This is a genomic window from Streptomyces sp. NPDC001219 (assembly GCF_053597915.1).
Genome location: NZ_JBSFJF010000072.1, coordinates 1 through 23,148, shown reverse-complemented (window position 1 = coordinate 23,148; position 23,148 = coordinate 1). Strand labels below are relative to the sequence as shown.

The following is a 23,148-nucleotide window of genomic DNA, read 5'->3' as shown; positions in this document are numbered from 1 at the left end:
AGCCTATCCGGCCAGATCCGGACGCCGTACGTGAGCGTCGGTTTGCGTTGCCCCGGCGCAAAAAATCGTGCTCCGGGGCGGCCCGGCTCAGTTGTCGCGCTTCTCCTTGATCTTCGCGGCCTTGCCGCGGAGCTCACGGAGGAAGTACAGCTTGGCGCGACGGACGTCACCGCGGGTCACGACCTCGATCTTCTCAACGATCGGGGTGTGCACCGGGAAGGTGCGCTCGACGCCGACGGAGAAGCTGACCTTGCGGACCGTGAAGGTCTCGCGCACGCCGGCGCCCTGACGGCGGATGACAACGCCCTTGAACTGCTGCACACGGGAGCGGTTGCCCTCGATGACGCGGACGTGGACGTTGACGGTGTCACCCGGGCGGAAGGCCGGGATGTCGTCGCGCTTCGACGCGGCGTCGACGGAGTCGAGAAGGTGCATGACCTACTGCTTTCTTCGTTGATGCCACAGGTCATCAACGGAATGTCGGAGAGATGTTTCGGATGCCGTTCCATCGGGCGGGCGTCGTTCCCCCTGTGGCAGGGGCGCGCGCCGGACGCACACAGCAGCGGCCTATTCTTCCACGGCCTCACGCGTCCGCCCAAATCGGCCGTCGTCGCCTTCCGACCAGCCCAGGGCGTCGAGTATCGCGCGGTCGTGTTTGTCGAACGCGGCGGGGTCGGCGCGCTCGATCAGATCGGGGCGGTTGCGGTCCGTGCGGCGGAAGGCCTGGTCCCGGCGCCAGCGGGCGATCTTGCCGTGGTGGCCGCTGAGCAGGACTTCGGGGATGCCGCGGCCGCGCCACTCGGGAGGCTTGGTGTAGACGGGGCCTTCCAGGAGGTCGGCCATCGGCCCGGGGGCGAACGAGTCGTCCTGGTGGGAGGCGGCGTTGCCGAGGACGCCGGGCAGCAGCCGGGCCACCGCCTCGACCATGACCAGCACCGGGGCCTCGCCGCCGGCCAGGACGTAGTCGCCGATGGAGACCTCGCGGACGTCGACACGGTCGCCGTACTCCTCGATGACCCGGCGGTCGATGCCCTCGTAGCGGGCCGGGGTGAACACCAGCCAGGGCTTGGCGGAGAGTTCGACGGCGAGCTGCTGGGTGAACGGGGCGCCGCTGGGGGTCGGGACGACGATCACTGGCTCCCCGTCACCGGACGCGAGGATCTCGTCGAGCGCCTCGCCCCATGGGTCGGGCTTCATGACCATGCCGGGCCCGCCGCCGTAGGGGGTGTCGTCGACGGTGTTGTGCTTGTCGTGGGCCCATTCGCGCAGGTCGTGGATGCGCACATCGAGCTGTCCGCGGGCGCGGGCCTTGCCGACGAGGGAGACGTTCAGCGGCTCGAGGTACTCGGGGAAGATCGTGACGACATCGAGCCGCATCAGCTGTCCTCGCGGCTGCTGGCGATCTCGGCCTGGCTGTCGTCGAGGAGGCCGGGCGGCGGGTCGATGACCGCGCGCTGCTCCTCGAGGTCGATCTCCGGGACGATCTCGGAGACGAACGGGATCATGACCTCGCTGTCGTCGGGCCGACGGACGATCAGCAGGTCCTGGTAGGGCAGGTGGGAGACCTCGGAGATCCGGCCGACGGCCGTGCCGTCGCGGGTGACGACGTCGAGGTCGATGAGCTGGTGGTCGTAGAACTCCTCGGGGTCCTCGGGGACCTCCTCGGGGTCGACCTCCGCGATCAGCAGGGTGTTGCGCAGCGCCTCGGCGGCCGTGCGGTCGGCGACGCCCTCGAAGCGCAGCAGCAGCCGGCCGCTGTGCACCCGGCCGGTCGCGATGGTCAGCGGTCCGACGGAGGAGGGTTCGGTGGCGAGGACGGCGCCCGGGCCGAGCCGCAGTTCGGGCTCGTCGGTGCGTACCTCTACCGTGACCTCGCCCTTGATGCCGTGGGCGCGGCCGATCCGCGCCACTACCAACTGCACGCTGTTCTCTCCCGTTGTCGCGGCCGGCCCGCCGCCGCTCTCGCGGAGGGGCCGTGGGCCGTCGTGGTTTCTCAGATGAGGGTGACGAGGAGGAATCCGCGGCCCTCAACGAACTCAGGCCGGGGACGGCCCGAGAGCCCTCCCCGGCCCGAGCCGGTGTTCAACTTGTCAGCGGACCTGGTCCACGTCGACGAGGTCGACGCGGATGCCACGGCCGCCGATGGCGCCCACGACGGTCCGCAGGGCGCGGGCGGTCCGGCCGTTACGGCCGATCACCTTGCCGAGGTCGTCGGGGTGAACCCGGACCTCGAGAACGCGCCCGCGGCGCAGGGTGCGCGAGGCAACCTGCACGTCGTCGGGGTTGTCGACGATGCCCTTGACGAGGTGCTCGAGGGCTTCCTCGAGCATGCTCAGGCCTCGGTCGACTCAGAGGTGGACTCGGCCGCAGCCTCGTCCGCCTTCTTGTCAGCCTTCTTCGCCTTCTGGGTGATGGCCTCACCCTTGGGCTCGTCGCCGGAAGCCTTGGCGGCGGCCTCGAAGAGGGCGCGCTTGTCGGCCTTCGGCTCGGCGACCTTCATCGGCGCCGGGGCGGGCAGGCCCTTGAACTTCTGCCAGTCGCCGGTGACCTTGAGGATGGCCATGACGGGCTCGGTCGGCTGCGCGCCGACACCCAGCCAGTACTGGACACGCTCGGAGTCGACCTCGATGCGCGAGGGGTTCTGCACCGGGTGGTACAGACCGATCTCCTCGATGGCCCGGCCGTCACGGCGGGTACGGGAGTCGGCGATGACGATGCGGTAGTGAGGCGAACGGATCTTGCCCAGACGCTTCAGCTTGATCTTGACTGCCACGGGAGTGGTGTCTCCTGGTCTTGACGTGGTGGGGCACAACGGGATGCCACGTGGGGTTGCGGTACTCGGGGTGCCCGATGGACGCGTCAGCCGGAGGAGAGAGGGGTCCTGTGCGACTGTCGAGTACAGCTAGCCATTGTGCCACATGCCCTCGGGTCAGCCGACCGCGGCCACCTCAGGAATCCGGAAGGGCTTTCCGCAGCCGCCGCAGACGATCGGCGCCTGGGCGAGCACGGACGGCACCACGCGGACATTGCGCCCGCAGTCGCACACGGCCTTGACGCGGACACCGCCTCCGGAGGAGCCGTGCCGGGCGGCCGGGCCCCGGAAGCTGCGGGTGGTGTCGGTGGCGGTGGCGGCGGTGTGCGCCTTGAGGGCTCTGGTGAGGCGCTCGATGGTGGAGCGGTAGCGCCTCCTGGCCTCGGGGTTGAGCGTGACCAGGGAGAAGCCGCTGCTGGGGTGCGGCTCGTCGAGATGGTCCAGGCCCAACTCCTCGGCGATCGCCAGGAATCGGCGGTTGTGGTAGCGGCCTGCGCGGGAGGTGTCGCGGACGCCGCGGGCGGCGGCGATGCCATGGACTGCCTCATGGAGCAGCCGTTCGAAGGAGAGCTCAGCGCCACAGGCGGACGAGGACTCTCCGATCAGGGACTCGGGCGCGGCCAGATCCGGTAGCTCGGGGTGGTGCCGTTGAATATCGGCCCAGGCGAGTGCCAGCTCGGCGGCGAGGACAGGCGGTGTCGTGCTCACGTCGTGACAACGAGCCGGGGTCGCCGAGTGTTCCGATTCCGGGGCATCCCAAATAATTTGCACGTACCAGTCAGTTTCCGGTCATGAGTCGTGCCGAGGATGGGGTGCGCAGATCTGCGCAGAAGGCGCCCAGCGGCCCGCAAGCCGGTACGTATCCCCGCGTACGCCGCATGGCGTAGCCAGCCGTATGCCGGGGCAACGATCATCGCGGCGATGGTACGGGGTGGGCCCGCGCCCCGCCGCCCCGGCTCGAACCCCACCGTAGGCCCTGCGGACGGGAGCGGCCGGAGCTCCCGGATGGCGGGCGCTGCCGTGGCGGAACGCCGTCGGCCGGGGCACCCTGGAACGGCGCTCCAGGGAGCGGGCCCGGCGCACACGGGGGCGCGCGGGAGACAACCCCGGCGCACCCCCTGGACGCCTGGACGAATGCGCAGTTGTCTGGATTGCGGGGGCGCACAACGCGCGAACACGGGGGCGATCGGTACGGAACAGCTTCGGGTTCTCGGCGAATAGGGGCGCTATCGATGTCACCGACGCTCGTGCGGCACCAGTTGCCGCACTCCGGATTCACGCGCTGCGACGACCCGCCCGCTCCGGCCGGGTCGCGGGCGCGCACCCGCGACTGGGCCGAGATCCAGGAGCGGATGCTGGTGCCGCTGTACGAGGCCGCGTACGACCGTCTGGGGATCGGTCCCGGCACCCGTCTGCTGGGGCTCGGCTGTGGGTCGGGGCTGGCGCTGCTGCTCGCGGCGGCGCGGGGTGCGCAGGTCAGCGGGGTGGATGCGGACGAGTCCCGGCTGGAGCTGGCGCGTGAGCGGCTCACGCCGGACGGTATGCCGGAGCAGACCCGGGTGGTGAGCGGCGGTCTGGAGGCCGCGGCGCCCGGGGACGCCGCGTTCAATGTGGTCACGGCGTTCCACCCGGTGGGCTGTGTGAGCACGGTCGAGGGGCTGACGGCGTCGCTCACCGCGGCGGCCGGGCTGGCGGAGCGTGGCAGCGCCGTGGTGCTGGGCGGCTGGGGCCCGGTGGAGCGGTGCGCCACGGCCGGGGTACTGCGGGTGGCCGAGCGGCTGGCCGACCCCGGGGGCGAGTACGCCGACGGCTCCGGCGGGTGGCGGCCCAGCGGGCGGGACGACCTGGAGGACCTGGCGGACCGGGCCGGGCTGCGGCCGGACGGTTCGGGGCGGGTGGCCTGCCCGTTCGGGTACGCGGATGCGGCGAGCGCGGTGCGGGGGCTGTTGTCGACCGGGCTGTTCGACGCGGCGCTGGCGGTGGCCGAGCAGCGGCAGGTGGAGAAGGAACTCGCGGAGGCGCTGCATCCGTATCAGCGGGCGGACGGGACGGTGTGGATGCCGAACGTGTTCCGCTATCTGATCGCGCGGACGAGGTAGCGCGGGCGGGGCGGGCGGCGGGCTCGGGAGGCGGGAGCGGCGCCGGGCCGGCGGCAGGCCCTGAGGACGGGGCCGGGTCGGCGGTGTCCGGCGGCCGGGTGTGCTCGCGGCGCGGCGGTCCTGTTTTTTCCCCGCCGCCCACCCCCCTTCGGGGGGTGGGCGGGTGTAGAGGCTCGGTTTCGGTAAGAGCCGCGACGCCGTGCGAGCGCGGACGCCCGGTCCGCGGCCCGCCCCAACCCCGTAACCGCGCGATGCAACCACGCGAAGCAACCGCACGAAGTAACCACGCGAGCCCCCGGCCCCACCATGGGGCCAGGGGCTCGCGAAGCGGAGTTGGGGACCGCGGCGGGGGTCAGCCCATGAACTTCTTGAACTCCTCGGGGAGTTCGAAGTTCTGCGGGTCCTGGCCGCCCTGCGGCAGGCCCAGCGGGTTGCCGGACTGGGCGGCCTCGCGGCGGGCGGCCGCGGCCTCCTCCTCGGCCTTCCGCTTCATCGGGTTGCCGCTCTTGCGCTTGCCCTTGGCCTGCTTGACCTGCTTCTTCTTGCGCGCGCCACCGCCCATGCCAGGCATCCCCGGCATGCCGGGCATCCCGGGCATGCCGCCGCCCTGGGCCATCTTCGACATCATCTTGCGGGCTTCGAAGAACCGCTCCACGAGGCCCTTGACCGCGCTGACGTCGACACCGGAGCCCCGGGCGATACGGGCCCGCCGCGAGCCGTTGATGATCGTCGGCTCCTGGCGCTCGGCCGGGGTCATGGACTTGATGATGGCGGCGGTGCGGTCGACCTCGCGCTCGTCGAGGTTATTGATCTGGTCCTTCATCTGGCCCATGCCGGGCAGCATGCCGAGCAGCTTGGAGATGGAGCCCATCTTGCGAACCTGCTCCATCTGGGCCAGGAAGTCGTCGAGGGTGAACTCCTTGGGGCCCTTCGCCAGCTTGGCCGCCATCTTCTCGGCCTCGGCCTGGCTGAAGGTCTGCTCGGCCTTCTCGATCAGGCTGAGCATGTCGCCCATGCCGAGGATGCGGGACGCCATGCGGTCCGGGTGGAACGCGTCGAAGTCGTCCAGCTTCTCGCCGTTGGAGGCGAACATGATCTGCTTGCCGGTGACGTGCGCGATGGACAGCGCGGCACCACCGCGGGCGTCACCGTCGAGCTTGGAGAGCACCACGCCGTCGAAGCCGACGCCGTCGCGGAAGGCCTCGGCGGTGTTGACCGCGTCCTGACCGATCATCGCGTCGACGACGAAGAGGACCTCGTCGGGGCTGACCGCGTCGCGGATGTCAGCGGCCTGCTCCATCAGCTCCTGGTCGATGCCCAGGCGGCCGGCGGTGTCGACGATGACGACGTCGTGCTGCTTGGTGCGCGCGTACTCGATCGAGTCCTTGGCCACCTGGACCGGGTCGCCGACGCCGTTGCCCGGCTGGGGGCCGTAGAAGGCGACCTCCGCGCGCTCCGAGACGACCTGGAGCTGGTTGACGGCGTTGGGGCGCTGGAGGTCACAGGCGACCAGCAGCGGGGCGTGGCCCTGGCCCTTGAGCCAGCGGCCGAGCTTTCCGGCGAGGGTGGTCTTACCGGCGCCCTGGAGACCGGCCAGCATGATCACGGTGGGGGCGGTCTTGGCGAACCGCAGCCGGCGGGTCTCGCCGCCGAGGATGCCGATGAGCTCCTCGTTGACGATCTTGATGACCTGCTGGGCGGGGTTCAGCGCCTGGGAGACCTCGGCGCCGGAGGCGCGCTCCTTGACCTGCTTGATGAAGGCACGGACGACGGGGAGGGCCACGTCGGCTTCGAGCAGCGCGATGCGGATCTCGCGCGCCGTGGCGTCGATGTCCGCCTCGCTCAGGCGGCCCTTGCCCCGGAGGTTTTTGAAAGTACTCGCCAAGCGGTCGGAAAGCGTATCGAACACGGCGGTCGTCGATCCTCGGGGTCGGGGGCGGGGTGCGGTCGGCTTCTAGGGTATCGGCCTCCGCAAGCAAACCGTTCCTGCCCTGTTATTCCCGCCGCTGCTGCAGGGCGCGCTCCACCGCCGCCGCCACGTCATGGGCCGCGGCGTCCGTGAGGGGTGCCCCGTCCTCCCCCGTCACATAGAAGGCGTCCACCGCGTTGGCACCCAGGGTGCTGATGTGGGCACTGCGGACGGCGACGCCGGCCGCCTCCAGGGCACGGCCGATGCGGTGCAGCAGGCCGTGGGCGTCCTGGGCCCGGACCTCGATGACGGTCGCGGTGTCGGAGCTGCCGGTGGCGACGGAGACCCGGGGCGGCGGGGCGAGCACGGCCCGGGAGCGGCGGGCGTAGGCGCGCTCGCGCTCGGCGAGGCGGGCGGGGATGTCGAGGGTGCCGTCCAGGGTGCGGAGCAGGTCGGCGCGCAGCCGGTCGGCCCGGGGCAGCGAGCCGTATTCGGCGGCGACCCGCCAGCTGAGTACCAGGACCGGGCCCTCGTCGGCGGGGTCGAGGAGGCGCAGGTCGGCGGCGCGGACGGTGAGCCGGTGCAGGGCCAGCACCCCGGCCGCCGCGGGCAGGACGCCGGGCTGGTCGGGGACGGCGATGAGAAGTTCCACACCGACCGGCTCCTGGGCGGGCGCCAGTGTCTCCGGTCCGGTGTCGGCCTCGGTGGGGGGCTCGGCGCGCGCGTGCAGGGCCAGGACCGGGCCGCCGGTGCGGCGGGCCTCGAGCGCCAGCCGCTCCTGCTCCGCGGTCGGCTCGCCGGTGCCGAGCGGCTCCGTGTCGGGCTCCCCCGCGAGCCGCGCGGCGACCCGTTTGACGAGGTCGGCGACGAGTCCGCCGCGCCAGGCGCTCCAGCCGGCGGGCCCGGTGGCCAGCGCGTCGGCCTCGGTCAGGGCGTGCAGCAGCTCCAGGGTGCGGGTGCTGCCGACGGCCTCGGCGACCGCGCCGACGGTCGCCGGGTCGTCCAGATCGCGCCGGGTGGCGGTCTCGATGAGCAGCAGGTGATGCCGTACGAGGGTGGCGATCACGGTGGTGTCCCGGGCGTCGAAGCCGAGCCGGGCCGCCACGTCGCGGGCGATGGTCTCGCCGGCCACCGAGTGGTCGCCGGGCCAGCCCTTGCCGATGTCGTGCAGCAGGGCGGCGATCAGCAGCAGGTCGGGGCGGTGCACCCGGCGGGTCAGGGCGGAGGCCCGTACCGCGGTCTCGACGAGGTGGCGGTCGACGGTCCAGGTGTGGACGGGGTTGCGCTGGGGGCGGCAGCGGACGCGCTCCCAGTCGGGCAGCAGCCGGGTGATGAGGCCCTCGGCTTCCAGGGCCTCCCATACGGGCACGGTGTGTGTACCCGCGCCCAGGAGCGTCACCAGCTGTTCGCGGGCCTCGGCGGGCCAGGGCACGGGCAGCGGCCGGCCGGCGGTGGCGCAGCGGCGGATCGCGTGGGTGGCCAGCGGCAGCCCGGCCTGGGCGGCGGCCGCCGCGGCGCGCAGCGCCAGTACCGGGTCCCGCTCGGGCCGTGCGGTGCGGGCCAGCACCGCCTCGCCGTCGAGTTCGACGACGCCCTCGGCGAGCGGGGAGCGTTCGCCCTTGCCCGCGGTACGGCCGTGCAGCAGCCCGCGCAGCATCGGTTTGACGGAGCGGGCGCGCAGCACCCGGCCGACCTCGCGCCAGGTGACATCGGCCGCGTAGGAGATGGTGCGGGCGGATTCGTAGGTCTGCCGGAGCAAGGCGTCCGCGTCGAGCATGCCGAGGGTGCCGGCGACCTGGTCCTGTTCCTGGAGGGAGAGGCGGTCGGTGGCGCGGCCGGTCGTGAGGTGGAGCGCGTCGCGGGCGTCGAGCAGACGGGTGCGGGCGGCTTCCAGGCCGCCGCGCGGGGCGTCGGCGAGCCAGGAGGCGGCGACGGCCCGGAGGGCGGTGGCGTCCCGCAGCCCGCCCCTGGCCTCCTTGAGGTCGGGTTCCAGGAGGTACTGGAGTTCGCCCTGCCGCTCGGCGCGCTCCTGGCACAGGTCGTGGAGTTCCGGGAGCCGCTTGGGGGCGCCGGCGCGCCAGTCGGCGTAGGCGGTGGTGCGTACGGCGGCGGTCAGGTCGGGGTCGCCGGCCAGGTGGCGGGCGTCGAGCAGGCCCAGCTGCACCTTCAGGTCCTCGCGGGCCGCCTTGCGGGCCTGGGCGGGGGTGCGTACGGAGTGGTCGAGGTCGAGGCCGAGGTCCCAGACGGGGTACCAGAGGTGGTCGGCGAGGGTGGCGAGGGCGCCGGCGTCGGCGCGGCCGTCGTGCAGCAGGAGCAGGTCGAGGTCGCTGCGCGGGGAGAGTTCGCCGCGGCCGTAGCCGCCGACGGCGACCAGGGCGGTGCCGGTCAGGCCGGTGGCGGTGGCGTGCCGGGCCAGCAGGGCGGCGAGCCAGTCGTCGGTGAGCCGGGCGAGGGCGGCGCGGCGGTCGGGTCCGGCGGCGTTCCCGTCCTGGAGGAGCCGCAGCCGGGCCGCGGGGTAGCCCCCTTCCGGGGCGGGCGCGGGCTCGTGCCCCGGGGGCCGCGCTCCGGCGGGTCCTGCCGTTTCCTCGACGCTGTCGGTCACCTCGCGCGCTCCTTGGTCGTGGTCGTCCCCCGCCGTCGCCTGGTGCGGCTCCCGCACCTCAGTCTGTGCCGCCGCGGGGCGGGCGGCCATTCGCCGCCCGGGAGGCCCGGCTCCGGCTCCCGGCGGCGGACGGCCGCCCCGGGGCCGGAGCCCGGCCGTGGCACCTCACAGGGCGTCCGGCCCCCGCTCGCCGGTCCGCACCCGTACCGCGTCGTCGACGGGGACGCTCCAGACCTTCCCGTCGCCGATCTTGCCGGTGCGGGCCGCCTTGACGATGACGTCGGTCAGTTCCTCGGCGTCGGCGTCCTCGGCCAGCACCTCGATACGGATCTTCGGGACCAGGTCGACGGTGTACTCGGCGCCCCGGTACACCTCCGTGTGCCCGCGCTGCCTGCCGTATCCGCTGGCCTCGGTGATCGTCAGGCCGTGCACCCCGAAGGCCTGCAGGGCGTCCTTCACCTCGTCCAGCCGGTGCGGCTTGATTACTGCCGTGATGAGCTTCACGCGTCCACCTTCTTTGTCAGGGCCTCGCCGAGTCCCGGTCCCTTGCGGCCGATCGAGCCGCCGCCCGCGCCGGTGAAGTCGTATGCGGTCTCCGCGTGCGCGGCCTGGTCGATGCCGGCGACTTCCTCGTCCTCGTCGACCCGGAAGCCCATCACCAGGTCGATCGCCTTGGCAAGGACATACGAGACGACCAGGGAGTACAGCAGCACACAGACCACACCGACGGCCTGCCTGCCGAGCTGGTCGAAGCCGCCGCCGTAGAACAGCCCCTTGGCCTTGCTCTGCACCCCGCCGGTGGCGAACAGCCCGACCAGCAGCGAGCCGGCGACACCGCCGACGAGGTGGACGCCGATCACGTCGAGGGAGTCGTCGTAGCCGAACCTGTACTTCAGGTTGACGGCCATGGCGCACAGCACACCGGCGATCGCACCGACCGCGATGGCGCCCAGCGGGCTGACCGCGCCGCAGGCCGGGGTGATCGCGACGAGCCCGGCGACCGCGCCGGAGGCCGCGCCGAGCGTGGTGAACGAGCCGTGCCGGAGCTTCTCGTACACCAGCCAGCCGAGCATCGCGGCGGCGGTGGCGACCTGGGTGTTGACGAAGGCGACCGCGCCGATGCCGTCGTCGTTGCCGAGCCAGGAGCCGGCGTTGAAGCCGAACCAGCCGAACCACAGCAGACCGGCGCCGAGCATCACCAGGGGGAGGCTGTGCGGCCGCATCGGGTCCTTCTTGAAGCCGATGCGCTTGCCGACGACGAGGAGCGCGGCGAGGGCCGCGGCGCCGGCGTTGATGTGCACGGCCGTACCGCCCGCGAAGTCGATGACCCGCAGCTCGAACAGCCAGCCGCCCTCGCCCCACACCCAGTGGGCGACGGGGAAGTAGACGACGGTGACCCACAGTGCGATGAACAGCGCCCAGGCGGTGAACTTCACCCGGTCGGCGAGCGCACCGCTGATCAGCGCGGGCGTGATCACCGCGAACATCAGCTGGAAGACCGCGAACACATAGACCGGGATGGTGCTGGTCCCCCACAGCTCCGTCAGGCCGATGCCGCTGAGCCCGGCGAAGTGCCCGTCCCAGCCGATGAAGCCGCCCTTGTCGGTGCCGAAGGCGAGCCCGAAGCCGTACAGGACCCACAGGATCGTGACGATGCCCAGGCTGATGAAGCTCATCATCAGCATGTTGAGCACGCTCTTGACCCGGACCATGCCGCCGTAGAAGAAGGCGAGACCGGGTGTCATGACCATCACCAATGCGGAGCAGATCAGCATGAACCCGGTGTTGGCCGGGCTCAGTGTCGCCTTGTCTGCTGCGAGCGTCAGGATGCCTGGGGGCATCGGCGTCTCCTCGTCGTCGATGCGGCCCGTGCGGGCGTGGTTCTGGTGGGCCGACTTCGCGATGAGGTTGTCGCAGCACGGTTTCGGCCAAACCTTGCGGGTGTTTCCCCCCAGTGACGAAGAAGGCCCCCGTGTTACACCCCGGTGAACTGCCAGATCAGCACCACATCACCCGTTCAACCCACAGAAACCACCAATTGAGCAACCCCCACGACGCCCCACCACCTCCGCGAGAGCGGCGCCGGTTTAGGCGCAAAAGCAGCCCGGCCGCGGCTGCCGCCCGCGTGACCTGGCATGGGGGAGCCGAGTCGGGCTGTACGGGGCGGTGGCCGCGGCCGGTGTACTGGGGGCGGAGTCCGTCAGACGGCCTCCGCGTTCTCGGGCAGCTGGCGGGTGAGCTCGTCGCCGAGCCGGACCACCTCGGCCACGCCGCCGAACTCGCGGGCCGCGTTGTCCACGGTCTTGCGCAGCCGGGTGTTGACCCGCTCGGAGCGGACCTGCCGGGCGAACGGGATCGCCTGCTGGGCCATCGCCGCGCAGGCCTCCGGCTCCTTCTGCAGCAGATGCACGGTGGCCATCCCGATCAGGTTGAGCGCATACGAACGCTGGTGCTCGGGGTCCTTGCCGAAGAGCTCCACGGCGCGCCGCATGACGGGCTCGGCGAGCGAGGCGTAGGTGGGGCTGCGGCCGGCGACATAGGCGAGATCGCGGTAGGAGTGGGCGTTCTCGGCGTTCAGTTCGGCCTCGGAGAAGAAGCGAATCCAGTCCGGTTCGGGCTCGCCGGGCGTGACGTCGGAGAAGGTGTCCTCGGCCATCCGGACGGCCCGCTTGACCTTGCTGGGCTGGCCCATGCCGGCGTAGGAGCGGGCCTCCATCGCATACAACATGGCCTGGGTGCGCGGGGTCGCGGTCTCCCGGCTGCCGTACTGGGCGAGGTGGATCAGCTCCAGTGCGTCGTCGGGGCGGCCGAGGTGGATCATCTGCCGGCTCATGCTGGAGAGGATGTACGCGCCCAGGGAGCGGTCGCCGGCCTCCTTGGAGGCGTGCAGCGCGAGCACGAAGTACTTCTGCGCGGTGGGCTGCAGGCCGATGTCGTAGCTCATCCAGCCGGCGAGTTCGGCGAGTTCGGCGGCGACCTTGAACAGCCGCTTGGCGACCGGGGCCGGCTGCGGCTCCTGGAGGAGGTCGGTGACCTCGTGCAGCTGGCCGACCACCGCCTTGCGCCGCAGCCCGCCGCCGCACTGCGCGTCCCACTGGCGGAACATCGCGGTCGTCGACTCCAGCAGGTCCAGCTCCGGCTTGGACAGCCGCGCGGGGCGGCGGCGGTCGGGTTCCTCCGCGTCGCCCTGGCCCGCGGGCACCGGGACCAGCCAGCGCTGCATCGGCTCGATGAGGCTGGGTCCGGCGGCGAGCGCGAGGGAGGTGCCGAGGAAGCCGCGGCGCGCCAGCATCAGGTCACTGCGCGAGAACTCGCTGATGAGGCCGACCGTTTGGGCGCCGGCCCAGGGCAGGTCCACACCGGAGACGGACGGGGACTGGTGCGCGGAGCGCAGGCCCAGCTCCTCGATGCCGACCACACAGCCGAAGCGTTCGGAGAACAGCTCGGACAGGATGCGCGGGATGGGCTCGCGGGGCTGCTCGCCGTCGAGCCAGCGGCGCACCCGCGAGGTGTCGGTGCTGATGTGGTGGGCGCCCATCTGGCGGGCCCGGCGGTTGACCTGGCGGGCCAGTTCGCCCTTGGACCAGCCGCTGCGCATGAACCACGAACCCAACTGCGCGTTGGGTTGCTTGACGGCGTCGGTGCCGCCCGTGCCGCCGTTGCCGCCCACTGGAAGCCCCCATCCCGATAGCTGGCTTGATGCCTGGTGCCTGGTGCGAACCGCCCACAGGCCACCGTCCGTTACGACGCCTGTCCGGGGTACATCTACCCGATCACGGTTTCCGGCCACACCTTTTGGCCTGTGCTCGACCTGTGCGTTGCCACCGGCATACCCGTGCGAAGGGTGCCTCTCCGGGGTTCGCGCACCGAAAGTAATCCTACGATCACGCCCGCCGCGAGGGCGATCGGGGAAACGCCACCATTCGCCACCCCTTCGAATGAACTCCCCACCCAGCTCTCGCGATTGACTTGACACAGGCCGAAGAACGCCGGGCGGAAGGAAGCACACCAGGGCTCACGCGGCGCACCGCACCACCCGGATCACCACCGCACCACGTACCGCCGCCGGAGCGTGAGCGGCGCCGGACCGTCAACCCGCCGACTCGTAACCACTGGCACGCACCACCCGTTGGAGGGGGCATGGGCTTCACGATCGGCGGCATCCGAGAGATGCGCTCCAGCTCCCGGCGCCGCGCCCGCTCGACCGAGATCTCGGCGGTGGCGGAGTACTCCGGGCTGTGGGGCTGGGACGTCGCCCCCGGCGCCCGGGCGGTCCGCGCGGGCAGCGGCCGTACGGACTGCTCGTGCGGTGACGCCGACTGCCCCTCCCCCGGTGCCCATCCGCTGGCCTTCGGTGAGGAGCTGGCGGCCGGTGCCGGCTGGGAGAAGGCCGCGGCGGCCTGGGCCGAGACGCCGGGCGCCGCGATCCTGCTCCCGGTGGGCCGGTCGTTCGATGTCCTCGACGTGCCGGAGGCCGCGGGCCGTAACGCGCTGGCGCGGCTGGAGCGGATGGCGCTGCCGCTGGGGCCGGTCGCGGTGGCGCCGACCGGCCGTGCGCTGTTCTTCGTCGCCCCCGGCGCGGCCGGGCGGCTCCCCGACCTGCTCTACCGGATGGGCTGGGACGACGCCTCGCTCGACCTGCGCTCGCTGGGCCCCGGCGACCATCTCACCGCGCCGCCCTCCGACCTCGGCGGCCACGGCCCGATGCGCTGGCTGCGCCCGCCCACCCTGGACACGGCCGGGCGGCCGCCGCAGGCGCGGCTGGTGCTGGGCACCCTGGCGTACGCCTGCAACCGCTCGGCGGTCTGAGACCCCGGCCGGGCGCCTGTGGTGGGGCCGGAGGAAAGCGCGAGGCCTTCGGGACATGGCGCGGCCCCCGGTACCCGTCGGGTGCGGGTCCGGGGGCCGGTGCGGTCCTGGGCAGGGTGCCCTGGCGGCGTCAGTCGATCAGGGCGTCGACGAAGGCCTCCGGCTCGAAGGGAGCCAGGTCGTCCGCTCCCTCGCCCAGGCCGACGAGCTTGACGGGAACGCCGAGTTCGCGCTGGACGGCGACGATGATGCCGCCCTTGGCGGTGCCGTCGAGCTTGGTGAGCACCACGCCGGTGATGTCCACGACCTCGGCGAACACCCGGGCCTGGACCAGGCCGTTCTGGCCGGTGGTGGCGTCCAGGACGAGCAGTACCTCGCCGACCGGGCCGTGCTTCTCGACCACCCGCTTGACCTTGCCGAGCTCGTCCATCAGGCCGGTCTTGGTGTGCAGCCGGCCCGCGGTGTCGATCAGCACGACATCGGCGGTCTCGGCGATGCCCTCCTTCACCGCGTCGAAGGCGATGGAGGCGGGGTCGCCGCCCTCGGGTCCGCGGACCGTACGGGCTCCGACCCGCTCGCCCCAGGTCTGCAGCTGGTCGGCTGCGGCGGCGCGGAAGGTGTCGGCGGCGCCGAGGACCACGGACTTGCCGTCGGCGACCAGGACCCGGGCGAGCTTGCCGGTGGTGGTGGTCTTGCCGGTGCCGTTGACGCCGACGACCATCACCACGCCGGGGATCTCGTCCCCGCCGTTGCCGATGCCGTTGGCGGTGTGCACGGTGCGGTCGGCGTCGGTGCCGATGAGGGCGAGCAGTTCCTCACGCAGCAGGGCGCGCAGGCCCTCGGGGGTGCGGGTGCCGAGCACCTTGACCCGCTCCCGCAGCCGTTCGACCAGCTCCTGGGTGGGGGCGACGCCGACATCGGCGGTCAGCAGGGTGTCCTCGATCTCCTCCCAGGTCTCCTCGTCGAGGTGTTCACGGGACAGCAGGGTCAGCAGGCCCTTGCCCAGGGTGTTCTGGGAGCGGGAGAGCCGGGCGCGCAGCCGGACCAGCCGGCCCGCGGTGGGCTCGGGGACCTCGATCGCGGGGGCGGCGGGCGCCTCCGGCTCGGCTGCCGGTGCCTCGGCCGCGGGGGCCTCTGCGGTGGGCAGCGTGACTTCTTCGATGGTGCGACGCTCTTCGTCGCGGGGGGTCTCGGCCTCCTCGCCGACCTGCGGTTCGGCGGGGGGCGCGGTAACGGAGGGCTTCGGGGCAGCCGGCGGGGACGGCGGCAGCCGCTTCTTCTTGCGGCCGCTGACGACGAGCCCGCTGATCGCGCCGAGCACGACCACGGCGATGACTACAGCAAGGATGACGATGTCCATAACCCCTCCAGTATCAGCCACGCTCCGGCCGTGGGGACTGCACGCGCCGAACCTGGAGGGGCGGTGTCCGGAAAGCGCCGCCCCGGTATCACGGGCATCCGGCCGGGCCGCGCGTGCGGCCGCTCCCGCCGACGGCGGCCCCGGGCAGGCCTAGGGTCCGCGCGGCGTCCTCGCCCCGCTCGGGGCGGTGTCCCCGGCCTGGCCGGAGGGCCCGACTGGACCCTTTGACGAGGTTGGGCGACACTCGTTCTCGTCGTGGGGTCCAACGGCGCGAATCGGCAGAAGTTGGATCAAAGTACGATGGTCGACGGCCGCGCAACGCGCGTAGAGTCCTGGCAATCAATTCTGGCCAGGCATCACAGCCGCTGCCTGCGCCCCCTCCCCCGTGGGGGTGCGTCCAGATCCCCGCACGGAGATACCTGCACCAATGGGCACCACGTCCGCATCCGCTCCCGCAACCGAAGGCGCCGTCGAGGTCCGCGGCATCGAGCCCGTCCCCGACAACGAACGCCAGGGCCGCGTCCGCGAACTCTTCCCGACCTGGGTCGCCGCCAACATCAGCGTGTTGTTGCTCACCATGGGCGCCTCGCTCGTGGTCAACAACGGACTGAACTTCTGGCAGGTCCTGCTGGTGGCCGCGATCGCCGCGGCCGTCGCCTTCGGGATGGTCGGGGTGCTGTCGGTCTCGGGCAAGTGGGGCGGCGCGCCCGGCGCGATGCTCTCCCGCGCCGCCTTCGGCGTCCGCGGCAACTACTTCCCCGGCGCGATCCTGTGGGTCGCCCGCTTCGGCTGGGAAACGATCAACGCGGTCACCGGTGCCTACGCGGTGCTGACCGTGCTGCACCTGCTGCTGGGCGTCGAGAGCAACAACGTCCTCGTCGTCGTCACCCTGCTCGCCTTCGTGGCCGTCACCTACGTGGTGAGCGGCCTGGGCCGCAAGGCGCTCAACGTCTGCAACAAGTACTCGACGTACCTGTTCGGCCTGTTCAGCATCATGGTGCTGGCCTACCTGGTCGCCACGATGGACTGGGACGCCATCTTCGCCAAGAAGGCCGGCACCACCGCCATGGTGATCGCCGGTGTCGGCACCATCGCGGCCGGCGGTATCAGCTGGGTGCCCACCGGCCCCGACTTCGCGCGCTACCTCCCGCACTCCGCGTCCGGCAGGAAGATCGTCGGCACCACCGTCTCCGGCGCGGCCCTGGTGCTGCTGCCGATGGTGCTGATGGGCGGCGTGATGGCCGTCTCCAACCCGAAGCTGGCCGGCCAGAACACCGACCCGATGTCGTTCCTCGGCAGCATCCTGCCGTCCTGGCTCGCGGTGCCGTACCTGGTCACCGCGCTGGTGGGCATGGTGCTGATCAACAGCCTGTCGATGTACTCCGCCGGCTTCACCGCCCAGACCATGGGCGTCAAGCTGCCGCGCGCCCTCGCCGTCAGCATCAACGCCGTCATCAGCCTGGTCGGCGGCCTGTTCATGATGCTGGTGGCCAAGGACTTCATCGGCCAGTTCATCACCTTCCTGACGCTGCTCGCGGTCTCCTTCTCGGCCTGGATCGGCGTCTACGGCATCGACATGGCCCGGCGGCGCAAGCTGGCGGTGCGCTATGACGCCGAGAGCCTGATGAACACCGGCCGCACCAGCCGCTACTGGTACACCGGCGGCTTCTGCTGGCAGGCCATGACCGCCTGGGGCGTGGCGCTCGTCGCGGGCCTGTGCTTCACCAAGGTCCAGTGGTTCACCGGCCCGTTGGCCACCACCTGGATCGGCGAGAACGGCCTGGGCTGGGCGGCCACGATCGCGATCGCCGCGCTGGTCTTCGCCGTACTGCCGTCGCCGAAGGAGTCCCTCCCGGCGGACGAGGCGGCCACGGCCGAGGCCCGGCAGCCCGTCGAGGTGGGCTGATCCTGCTTCCCTGGCCCGCCGGGTTCCTCCCCTAGTGATCTGACGCAACGTCAGCTAACGTCCCCTTCGCCAACCCGCCTGGGCGAAGGGGACGTTGCGATGTCGTGGATATCGGTCCTGCGGATCAATCTCGTCGATCCCGCCCCCACGCCCGCCACGCTGTCCGCGCGCTACCGGGCCGCCGTCGAGATGGCGGCGTTCGCCGACGACCGCGGCTTCACCATGGTCCAGACCGAGGAGCACCACGCCACCACCAACGGCTGGATGCCCTCCCCGCTCACCTTCGCGGGCGCCGTCTTCGGCGCCACCCGCCGGATCGGCGTCACCCTCTCCGCGCTGATCACCCCGCTGCACGATCCGCTGCGGCTGGCCGAGGACCTCACCTCGCTCGACCTGCTCAGCGGCGGCCGGCTGATGACCGTCGCCGGTCTCGGCTACCGGCCCGAGGAGTACGCGGCGCACGGCAGGGACTGGGCGGCCCGCGGCCGGCTCCAGGACGAGGTGCTGGAGGCCCTGCTGTCCGCCTGGACCGGTGAACCGTTCACCTACCAGGGGCGCACCGTCCGGGTCACCCCGCGCCCGTACACCCGGCCGCACCCGCTGCTGCTGATCGGTGGCAGCTCCCGCGCCGCCGCCCGGCGCGCGGCCCGTCTGGGGCTCCCCTTCTTCCCCAGTGCCCACCTCCCCGAGCTGGAGGCCTACTACGACGCGCAGCGCGCCGCGTTCGGCACCGACGGGTGGGTGATGCAGCCGCCCGAGCGGACCGCGCTCCTCCACCTCTCCGAGGACCCGGACCGCACCTGGGCGGAGTACGGGGCCCATCTGCTGCACGAGGCCCGGATGTACGCCTCCTGGCAGTCCGCCGGTGTCCGCTCCGCGGTCCGCTCGTCCGCGCAGGACGCCGGGGCCCTGCGCGAGGAGGGGATCTACCGCGTCGTCACCCCCGACGACTGCCTCCGGCTCGCCCGGGAGCCCGGCGGCCGGGGCTCGCTGATCCTCCATCCGCTGTGCGGCGGGATGCCCGTCGACGAGGGCTGGCGCTCCCTCCATCTCTTCGCCGAGCGGGTGCTGCCGCGCCTCAGGGACTGACGGGGTCAGCCTTCCGGGTAGAAGACGAAGAGACGGCAGCCCGTCACCGACTGCGGCACGTGCCAGGAACCGGCCGGCGCGTGCAGGAACGTCCCGGCCGGGTGGTCACGGTCGCCGTCGTTGAAGACGCCCGAGACCACGAAGACCTCCTCGGGGCCCGGGGCGTGCACATCGAGGCCCTCCCAGTGGCTGCCCGGGTCCATCTCCAGCACCAGGGCCTTCGCCCCGTCGGCACCGGTCCACAACGGCCTGACCCGGATTCCGGGGAACACCTCCCTGACCGGGGCGTCCGCCACCGCGGCCGAGACATAGCCCGCGGTACCGCCCACACCGGCGGCGCCCGGCCCGCCCGGCGCCGGACGTCCCTCCTCCGGCCGGCCCGTGGTGGCGGGCGCCGGGTTGACGGCGGCTTCCGTGGTGACCGTGCTCGTACCCCTGTCGCTCATGACTCCACTCTGGCCGGGCGCATGGCGTCTCCCCAGTGTCAGAAATGACGTGCTGGGGTACTTTCCTGCCATGGCCGGACCCTCGCGGCGGACACCGCCGCACGACGCTCCGCACCGCGTGGTGGCGCTGGTGCGCCCGCCCCAGTCGACCTTCGAACTCAGCTGCGCCGCCGAGGTCTTCGGCACCCGGCGCCCCGGACTGCCCGCCCGCTACGACTTCCGGGTGTGTACGCCGCGCCCCGGCCCGGTGGGGACGACGGCGGGCTACGACATGCTGGTGACCGACGGCCTGGCGGCGCTGGCGGATGCGGACACCGTCGTCGTCCCGGGCTGGACGCCGGCCGAGGAGCCGCTGCCGCCCGCCGTCCGCCGGGCACTGCGGCGGGCGCATGCGCGGGGCGCCCGGCTGGTCAGCATCTGTTCCGGGGCGTTCGCCCTGGCCCAGACGGGGCTGCTGGACGGCCGCCGGGCCACCACCCACTGGAGTCTGGCCGGCGCCCTGACGGCCCGTTTCCCCCGTGTCGAGGTGGACCCGGACGTGCTGTACATCGACCACGGTGACCTCGCGACCAGCGCCGGAGCGGCCGCGGGGGTGGACCTCTGTCTGCATCTCGTGCGCAGCGACCACGGTGCGGCGCACGCCGCCCGGATCGCCCGCCACATGGTCATGCCGCCGCACCGCGAAGGGGGCCAGACCCAGTACGCGGCCCCGCCCCCGGCGCACCGGCTCGCCCCCGCGTCGGCCATGGAGCACTCACTGGCCCCGCTGCTGGAGTGGGTGGGCGGCCGGCTGTCCGAGCCGGTCTCCGTCGAGGACATGGCCGCACGGCTGCGGATCTCCTCGCGCACCCTGGCCCGCCGGTTCGCCGACCAGCTCGGCACCAGCCCCGGCCAGTGGCTGCTGCGCCGCCGTGTCACCGCCGCCCGGACCCTGCTGGAGGAGACCGATCTGCCCGTCGAGGCGATCGCGCTGCGCGTCGGACTGTCCTCGGCGACCAACCTCCGCCGGCGCTTCCAGCAGGCCCTGCACACCACGCCCGCGGCGTACCGGCGGGCGTTCCGCGTCCGCCGCACGGGAGAGCCCGCCGGCCGCCCCTGAAACCCGGCCCCGCCCGGCCCCGACTCCGGCCCGACTCCGGCCCGACTCCGGCCACAAAAAGGGGTACTGCCCGGGGTCCCTGTTGACCCGGGGCAGTACCCAGTGCTGAGGAGACGGACTGGCGGGGGGTTAGCCCATCTCCTCCAACGCCTTGCCCTTGGTCTCCTTCACGAACTTGAGCACGAAGGGGATCGAGAGCAGGGCGAAGACCGCGTAGATGACGTACGTACCCGAGAGGTTCCAGTCGGACAGGCTCGGGAAGCTGGCCGTGATGGCCCAGTTGGCGATCCACTGCGCGGAGGCGGCGACGCCCAGCGCGGCGGCGCGGATCTTGTTCGGGAACATCTCGCCGAGGAAGACCCAGACCACGACGCCCCAGGAGAGGGCGAAGAAGAGCACGAAGACGTGGGCGGCGATCAGCGCCACGGTGCCTTCGACGTGCGGCAGGGTGCCGGCCGCGGTCTTGGCCGAGAAGGCCCAGGCCTCCAGGGCGAGCGAGACGGCCATACCGGCCGAGCCGATCAGCGCCAGCGGGCGGCGGCCGATCCTGTCCACGAAGACCATCGCGATCACGGTGCCGATGATGTTGATGATCGACGTCGTGAAGCTGTAGAAGAACGAGGCGCTCGGGTCGATGCCGACGGACTGCCACAGCGCCGAGGAGTAGTAGAACGCCACGTTGATGCCGACCAGCTGCTGGAAGACCGACAGGCCGATACCGACCCAGACGATCGGCAGGAAGCCCATCCTCCTGCCGAGCAGGTCCTTGAAGGAGGACTTGTGCTCGCGGCGCATCGCGTCCTGGATCTCGGCGACCCGGGTGTCGAGGTTCACGGACTTGCCCTCGACCTCGGACAGCACCTCCTTGGCACGGGAGATCTTGCCGGCGGAGATCAGGTAGCGCGGCGACTCGGGGATCGCGAAGGAGAGCAGACCGTAGAGGACGGCCGGGACGACCATCACGCCGAGCATCCACTGCCAGGCCTCCAGGCCGGCGACGGTGCCGCGCTGGTTGCCGTCGGCGAGGTTGAGGATGCCCCAGTTGACGAGCTGGGAGACGGCGATACCGATGACGATCGCGGCCTGCTGGAACGAGCCGAGCCGGCCACGGTAGGCGGACGGCGAGACCTCGGCGATGTAGGCCGGGCCGATGACCGAGGCCATACCGATGGCGAAACCGCCGATGATCCGCCAGAAGGCGAGGTCCCAGAGGGAGAAGGGCAGAGCCGAGCCGACGGCGCTGATGGTGAACAGCACCGAGGCGATCTGCATCACCCGGATACGGCCGATACGGTCCGCGATCCGGCCCGCGGTGGCGGCACCGACGGCGCAGCCGATCAGGGCGATCGCGATCACCTGGGCCAGAACGGCGGACCCGACGTCATAGCGGCTGCGGATCGCTTCGACGGCACCATTGATGACGGAACTGTCATAGCCGAAGAGAAAGCCGCCCATCGCGGCAGCCGCGGTGATGAAGATGACATGGCCGAGATGGTCGGGATGGGCCTTGCGGCCTTCCGGGACCGTCGGCTGCGCGGTGCTGGTCAACGTGAACTCCAGTGGCCCGGCTGCGCTGCCGGGCGTAGGGGGCTGGCCCTTCTAGTGGTGCATAGGTTGGGGGTACCCACCACTTGAAGGTAAAAGCAACGTTGCAGAGACTATGCCTTCAAGTTTCGAAGTCAATAGGGCGTGATGAATTTGTTTCTCGGACACCTTCGGGGCCATTCGTTCAAGTTCTGAACTGATGGGGTGTCGGATACTCCGGGCGATCATCAAGGGGGCCGAGTGCCGCCGTCACACCCCTTGCCGCACCCCTCGGCACCGGCCCGCGGCCCCCGTACGAGCCGCCCGCGCGGGCGCGCTCAGTGCAGCCGCTGGCTGATGACCTTCGAGACGCCGTCCCCTTGCATCGATACCCCGTAGAGCGCGTCCGCGACCTCCATCGTCCGCTTCTGATGCGTGATCACAATCAGCTGGGAACTCTCCTGGAGTTCCTCCATGATCCGGATCAGCCGCTGCAGATTGGTGTCGTCCAGCGCGGCCTCCACCTCGTCCATCACATAGAACGGGCTGGGCCGCGCCTTGAAGATCGACACCAGCATGGCCACCGCGGTCAGCGACCGCTCCCCGCCCGACAGCAGCGACAGCCGCTTGACCTTCTTCCCCGGCGGACGCGCCTCCACGTCCACCCCGGTCGACAGCATGTCGTGCGGATCGGTGAGCACCAGCCGCCCCTCGCCGCCCGGGAAGAGCCGGGCGAAGACGCCCTCGAACTCCCGCGCGGTGTCGTGGAACGCCTCGGTGAAGACCTGCTCCACCCGCTCGTCGACCTCCTTGACCACCTGCATCAGGTCGGCCCGGGTCTTCTTCAAGTCTTCAAGCTGTTCGCTGAGGAACTTGTGGCGCTCCTCCAGCGCCGCGAACTCCTCCAGCGCCAGCGGGTTCACCTTCCCGAGCTGCTGGTACGCCCGCTCGGCGGCCTTGAGCCGCTTCTCCTGCTCGCCCCGTACGTAGGGCACCGGCTGGTTGCGCGGATGCTCCGGATCGTCCGGGAGCACCTCGCCCTCGGCGGGCGGCGACGGCGGTACGAGCTGCTCGGGGCCGTACTCGGCCATCAGCCCGGCCGGCTCCACCCCCAGCTCCTCCAGCGCCCGGGTCTCCAGCTGCTCGATCCGCAGCCGCTTCTCCGCGCCCAGCACCTCGCCGCGGTGCATCGAGTCCGTCAGCTTGTCCAGCTCGGACTTCAGCTCCCGGCCCTGGTTGCGCTCGGCCACCAGCGCCTGTTCCCGCTCGGCCTTGGCCCGGTCCGCGGCGCTCCGCTCCTCCTCGGCCCGTACGGCCGACACCTCGATGTGCGCCAGCAGCTGGCGGGCACCGGCGGCGACCGCCCCGGCCACCGTCGCCTCGTGCCGCAGCCGGGCGCCCCCGCGAGCGGCCTCCGCCTGACCTCGTACGAGCTGCGCGTCACCCTCCACCGCCGGCCCGGCACCGCCCTCACCCCCACCGTCTGGCGGCTC

19 protein-coding genes and 1 pseudogene are annotated in these 23,148 nt (G+C 71.8%); 5 read left to right on the top strand and 15 right to left on the bottom strand.

The window, feature by feature from the left end; translation table 11 throughout:
- Positions 1-87: 87 nt before the first annotated feature.
- The 6 genes from rplS to ACWC9R_RS31305 all read right to left on the bottom strand — a co-directional run bounded on the left by rplS (position 88) and on the right by ACWC9R_RS31305 (position 3,520).
- Complete coding sequence (gene rplS / locus ACWC9R_RS31330; RefSeq protein ID WP_362604222.1) at positions 88-435, bottom strand: 50S ribosomal protein L19; 348 nt, start codon at positions 433-435, stop codon at positions 88-90.
- 132 nt (positions 436-567) lie between these two features.
- On the bottom strand, positions 568-1,377 hold the full coding sequence (gene trmD / locus ACWC9R_RS31325) for a tRNA (guanosine(37)-N1)-methyltransferase TrmD (RefSeq protein WP_450736571.1): 810 nt from the start codon (positions 1,375-1,377) through the stop codon (positions 568-570).
- Complete coding sequence (gene rimM, locus ACWC9R_RS31320; protein ID WP_450736569.1) at positions 1,377-1,922, bottom strand: ribosome maturation factor RimM; 546 nt, start codon at positions 1,920-1,922, stop codon at positions 1,377-1,379. Before rimM ends, trmD begins: the two co-directional genes overlap by 1 nt.
- Positions 1,923-2,090: 168 nt before the next feature.
- On the bottom strand, positions 2,091-2,330 hold the full coding sequence (locus tag ACWC9R_RS31315) for an RNA-binding protein (RefSeq protein ID WP_003980229.1): 240 nt from the start codon (positions 2,328-2,330) through the stop codon (positions 2,091-2,093).
- A gap of 2 nt (positions 2,331-2,332) precedes the next feature.
- Positions 2,333-2,773 (bottom strand): 30S ribosomal protein S16, encoded by a 441-nt coding sequence (gene rpsP, locus ACWC9R_RS31310; RefSeq protein ID WP_362604228.1) that lies wholly within the window; start codon positions 2,771-2,773, stop codon positions 2,333-2,335.
- Between the two features lie 156 nt (positions 2,774-2,929).
- The gene (locus tag ACWC9R_RS31305) at positions 2,930-3,520 is read right to left on the bottom strand and encodes a hypothetical protein (RefSeq protein ID WP_362604230.1); all 591 of its coding nucleotides are present in this window, start codon (positions 3,518-3,520) and stop codon (positions 2,930-2,932) included.
- A gap of 524 nt (positions 3,521-4,044) precedes the next feature.
- Here ACWC9R_RS31305 and ACWC9R_RS31300 point away from each other — a divergent pair.
- Complete coding sequence (locus ACWC9R_RS31300) at positions 4,045-4,911, top strand: methyltransferase domain-containing protein (protein WP_450736566.1); 867 nt, start codon at positions 4,045-4,047, stop codon at positions 4,909-4,911.
- A 352-nt stretch (positions 4,912-5,263) separates the two neighbouring features.
- Here ACWC9R_RS31300 and ffh read toward each other — a convergent pair whose 3' ends face one another.
- The 5 genes from ffh to nsdA all read right to left on the bottom strand — a co-directional run bounded on the left by ffh (position 5,264) and on the right by nsdA (position 13,092).
- Positions 5,264-6,820 (bottom strand): signal recognition particle protein, encoded by a 1,557-nt coding sequence (gene ffh / locus ACWC9R_RS31295; RefSeq protein ID WP_450736564.1) that lies wholly within the window; start codon positions 6,818-6,820, stop codon positions 5,264-5,266.
- Positions 6,821-6,905: 85 nt separating this feature from the next.
- The gene (locus ACWC9R_RS31290) at positions 6,906-9,422 is read right to left on the bottom strand and encodes a [protein-PII] uridylyltransferase (protein WP_450736562.1); all 2,517 of its coding nucleotides are present in this window, start codon (positions 9,420-9,422) and stop codon (positions 6,906-6,908) included.
- Between the two features lie 165 nt (positions 9,423-9,587).
- A complete protein-coding gene (locus tag ACWC9R_RS31285; RefSeq protein WP_432142097.1) occupies positions 9,588-9,926 on the bottom strand; it encodes a P-II family nitrogen regulator in 339 nt (112 codons plus the stop codon).
- Positions 9,923-11,263 carry an ammonium transporter gene (locus tag ACWC9R_RS31280; protein WP_450736560.1) on the bottom strand — a complete coding sequence of 447 codons (1,341 nt, stop codon included), beginning with the start codon at positions 11,261-11,263 and terminating at the stop codon, positions 9,923-9,925. Before ACWC9R_RS31280 ends, ACWC9R_RS31285 begins: the two co-directional genes overlap by 4 nt.
- Before the next feature lie 359 nt (positions 11,264-11,622).
- The gene (gene nsdA / locus ACWC9R_RS31275; RefSeq protein ID WP_450736558.1) at positions 11,623-13,092 is read right to left on the bottom strand and encodes a transcriptional repressor NsdA; all 1,470 of its coding nucleotides are present in this window, start codon (positions 13,090-13,092) and stop codon (positions 11,623-11,625) included.
- A 470-nt stretch (positions 13,093-13,562) separates the two neighbouring features.
- Here nsdA and ACWC9R_RS31270 point away from each other — a divergent pair, with 470 nt between their 5' ends.
- Complete coding sequence (locus tag ACWC9R_RS31270) at positions 13,563-14,231, top strand: bifunctional DNA primase/polymerase (RefSeq protein WP_450736556.1); 669 nt, start codon at positions 13,563-13,565, stop codon at positions 14,229-14,231.
- A gap of 130 nt (positions 14,232-14,361) precedes the next feature.
- Here ACWC9R_RS31270 and ftsY read toward each other — a convergent pair whose 3' ends face one another.
- Positions 14,362-15,591: a signal recognition particle-docking protein FtsY gene (gene ftsY, locus ACWC9R_RS31265; RefSeq protein ID WP_450736554.1), complete on the bottom strand. Its 1,230-nt coding sequence runs from the start codon at positions 15,589-15,591 to the stop codon at positions 14,362-14,364.
- Between the two features lie 427 nt (positions 15,592-16,018).
- Here ftsY and ACWC9R_RS31260 point away from each other — a divergent pair, with 427 nt between their 5' ends.
- Positions 16,019-17,497, top strand: coding sequence for a purine-cytosine permease family protein (locus tag ACWC9R_RS31260; RefSeq protein WP_450736552.1), 1,479 nt, complete (start codon positions 16,019-16,021; stop codon positions 17,495-17,497).
- 99 nt (positions 17,498-17,596) lie between these two features.
- Entirely contained in the window at positions 17,597-18,586 is a 990-nt protein-coding gene (locus ACWC9R_RS31255) for an LLM class flavin-dependent oxidoreductase (protein WP_450736551.1), read from the top strand.
- 5 nt (positions 18,587-18,591) lie between these two features.
- Here ACWC9R_RS31255 and ACWC9R_RS31250 read toward each other — a convergent pair whose 3' ends face one another.
- Entirely contained in the window at positions 18,592-18,915 is a 324-nt protein-coding gene (locus ACWC9R_RS31250; protein ID WP_450736584.1) for a cupin domain-containing protein, read from the bottom strand.
- A gap of 187 nt (positions 18,916-19,102) precedes the next feature.
- On the opposite strand from ACWC9R_RS31250, the gene ACWC9R_RS31245 reads away from it, so the two are divergent.
- Positions 19,103-20,131 carry a GlxA family transcriptional regulator gene (locus ACWC9R_RS31245; protein WP_450736549.1) on the top strand — a complete coding sequence of 343 codons (1,029 nt, stop codon included), beginning with the start codon at positions 19,103-19,105 and terminating at the stop codon, positions 20,129-20,131.
- Between the two features lie 129 nt (positions 20,132-20,260).
- Here ACWC9R_RS31245 and ACWC9R_RS31240 read toward each other — a convergent pair whose 3' ends face one another.
- Together ACWC9R_RS31240 and ACWC9R_RS31235 are read right to left on the bottom strand one after the other, a co-directional pair.
- Positions 20,261-21,679 carry a sugar porter family MFS transporter gene (locus ACWC9R_RS31240; protein WP_450736547.1) on the bottom strand — a complete coding sequence of 473 codons (1,419 nt, stop codon included), beginning with the start codon at positions 21,677-21,679 and terminating at the stop codon, positions 20,261-20,263.
- 314 nt (positions 21,680-21,993) lie between these two features.
- Positions 21,994-23,058, bottom strand: a pseudogene (locus ACWC9R_RS31235) (AAA family ATPase); the annotation flags it as partial.
- Positions 23,059-23,148 lie beyond the last annotated feature (90 nt).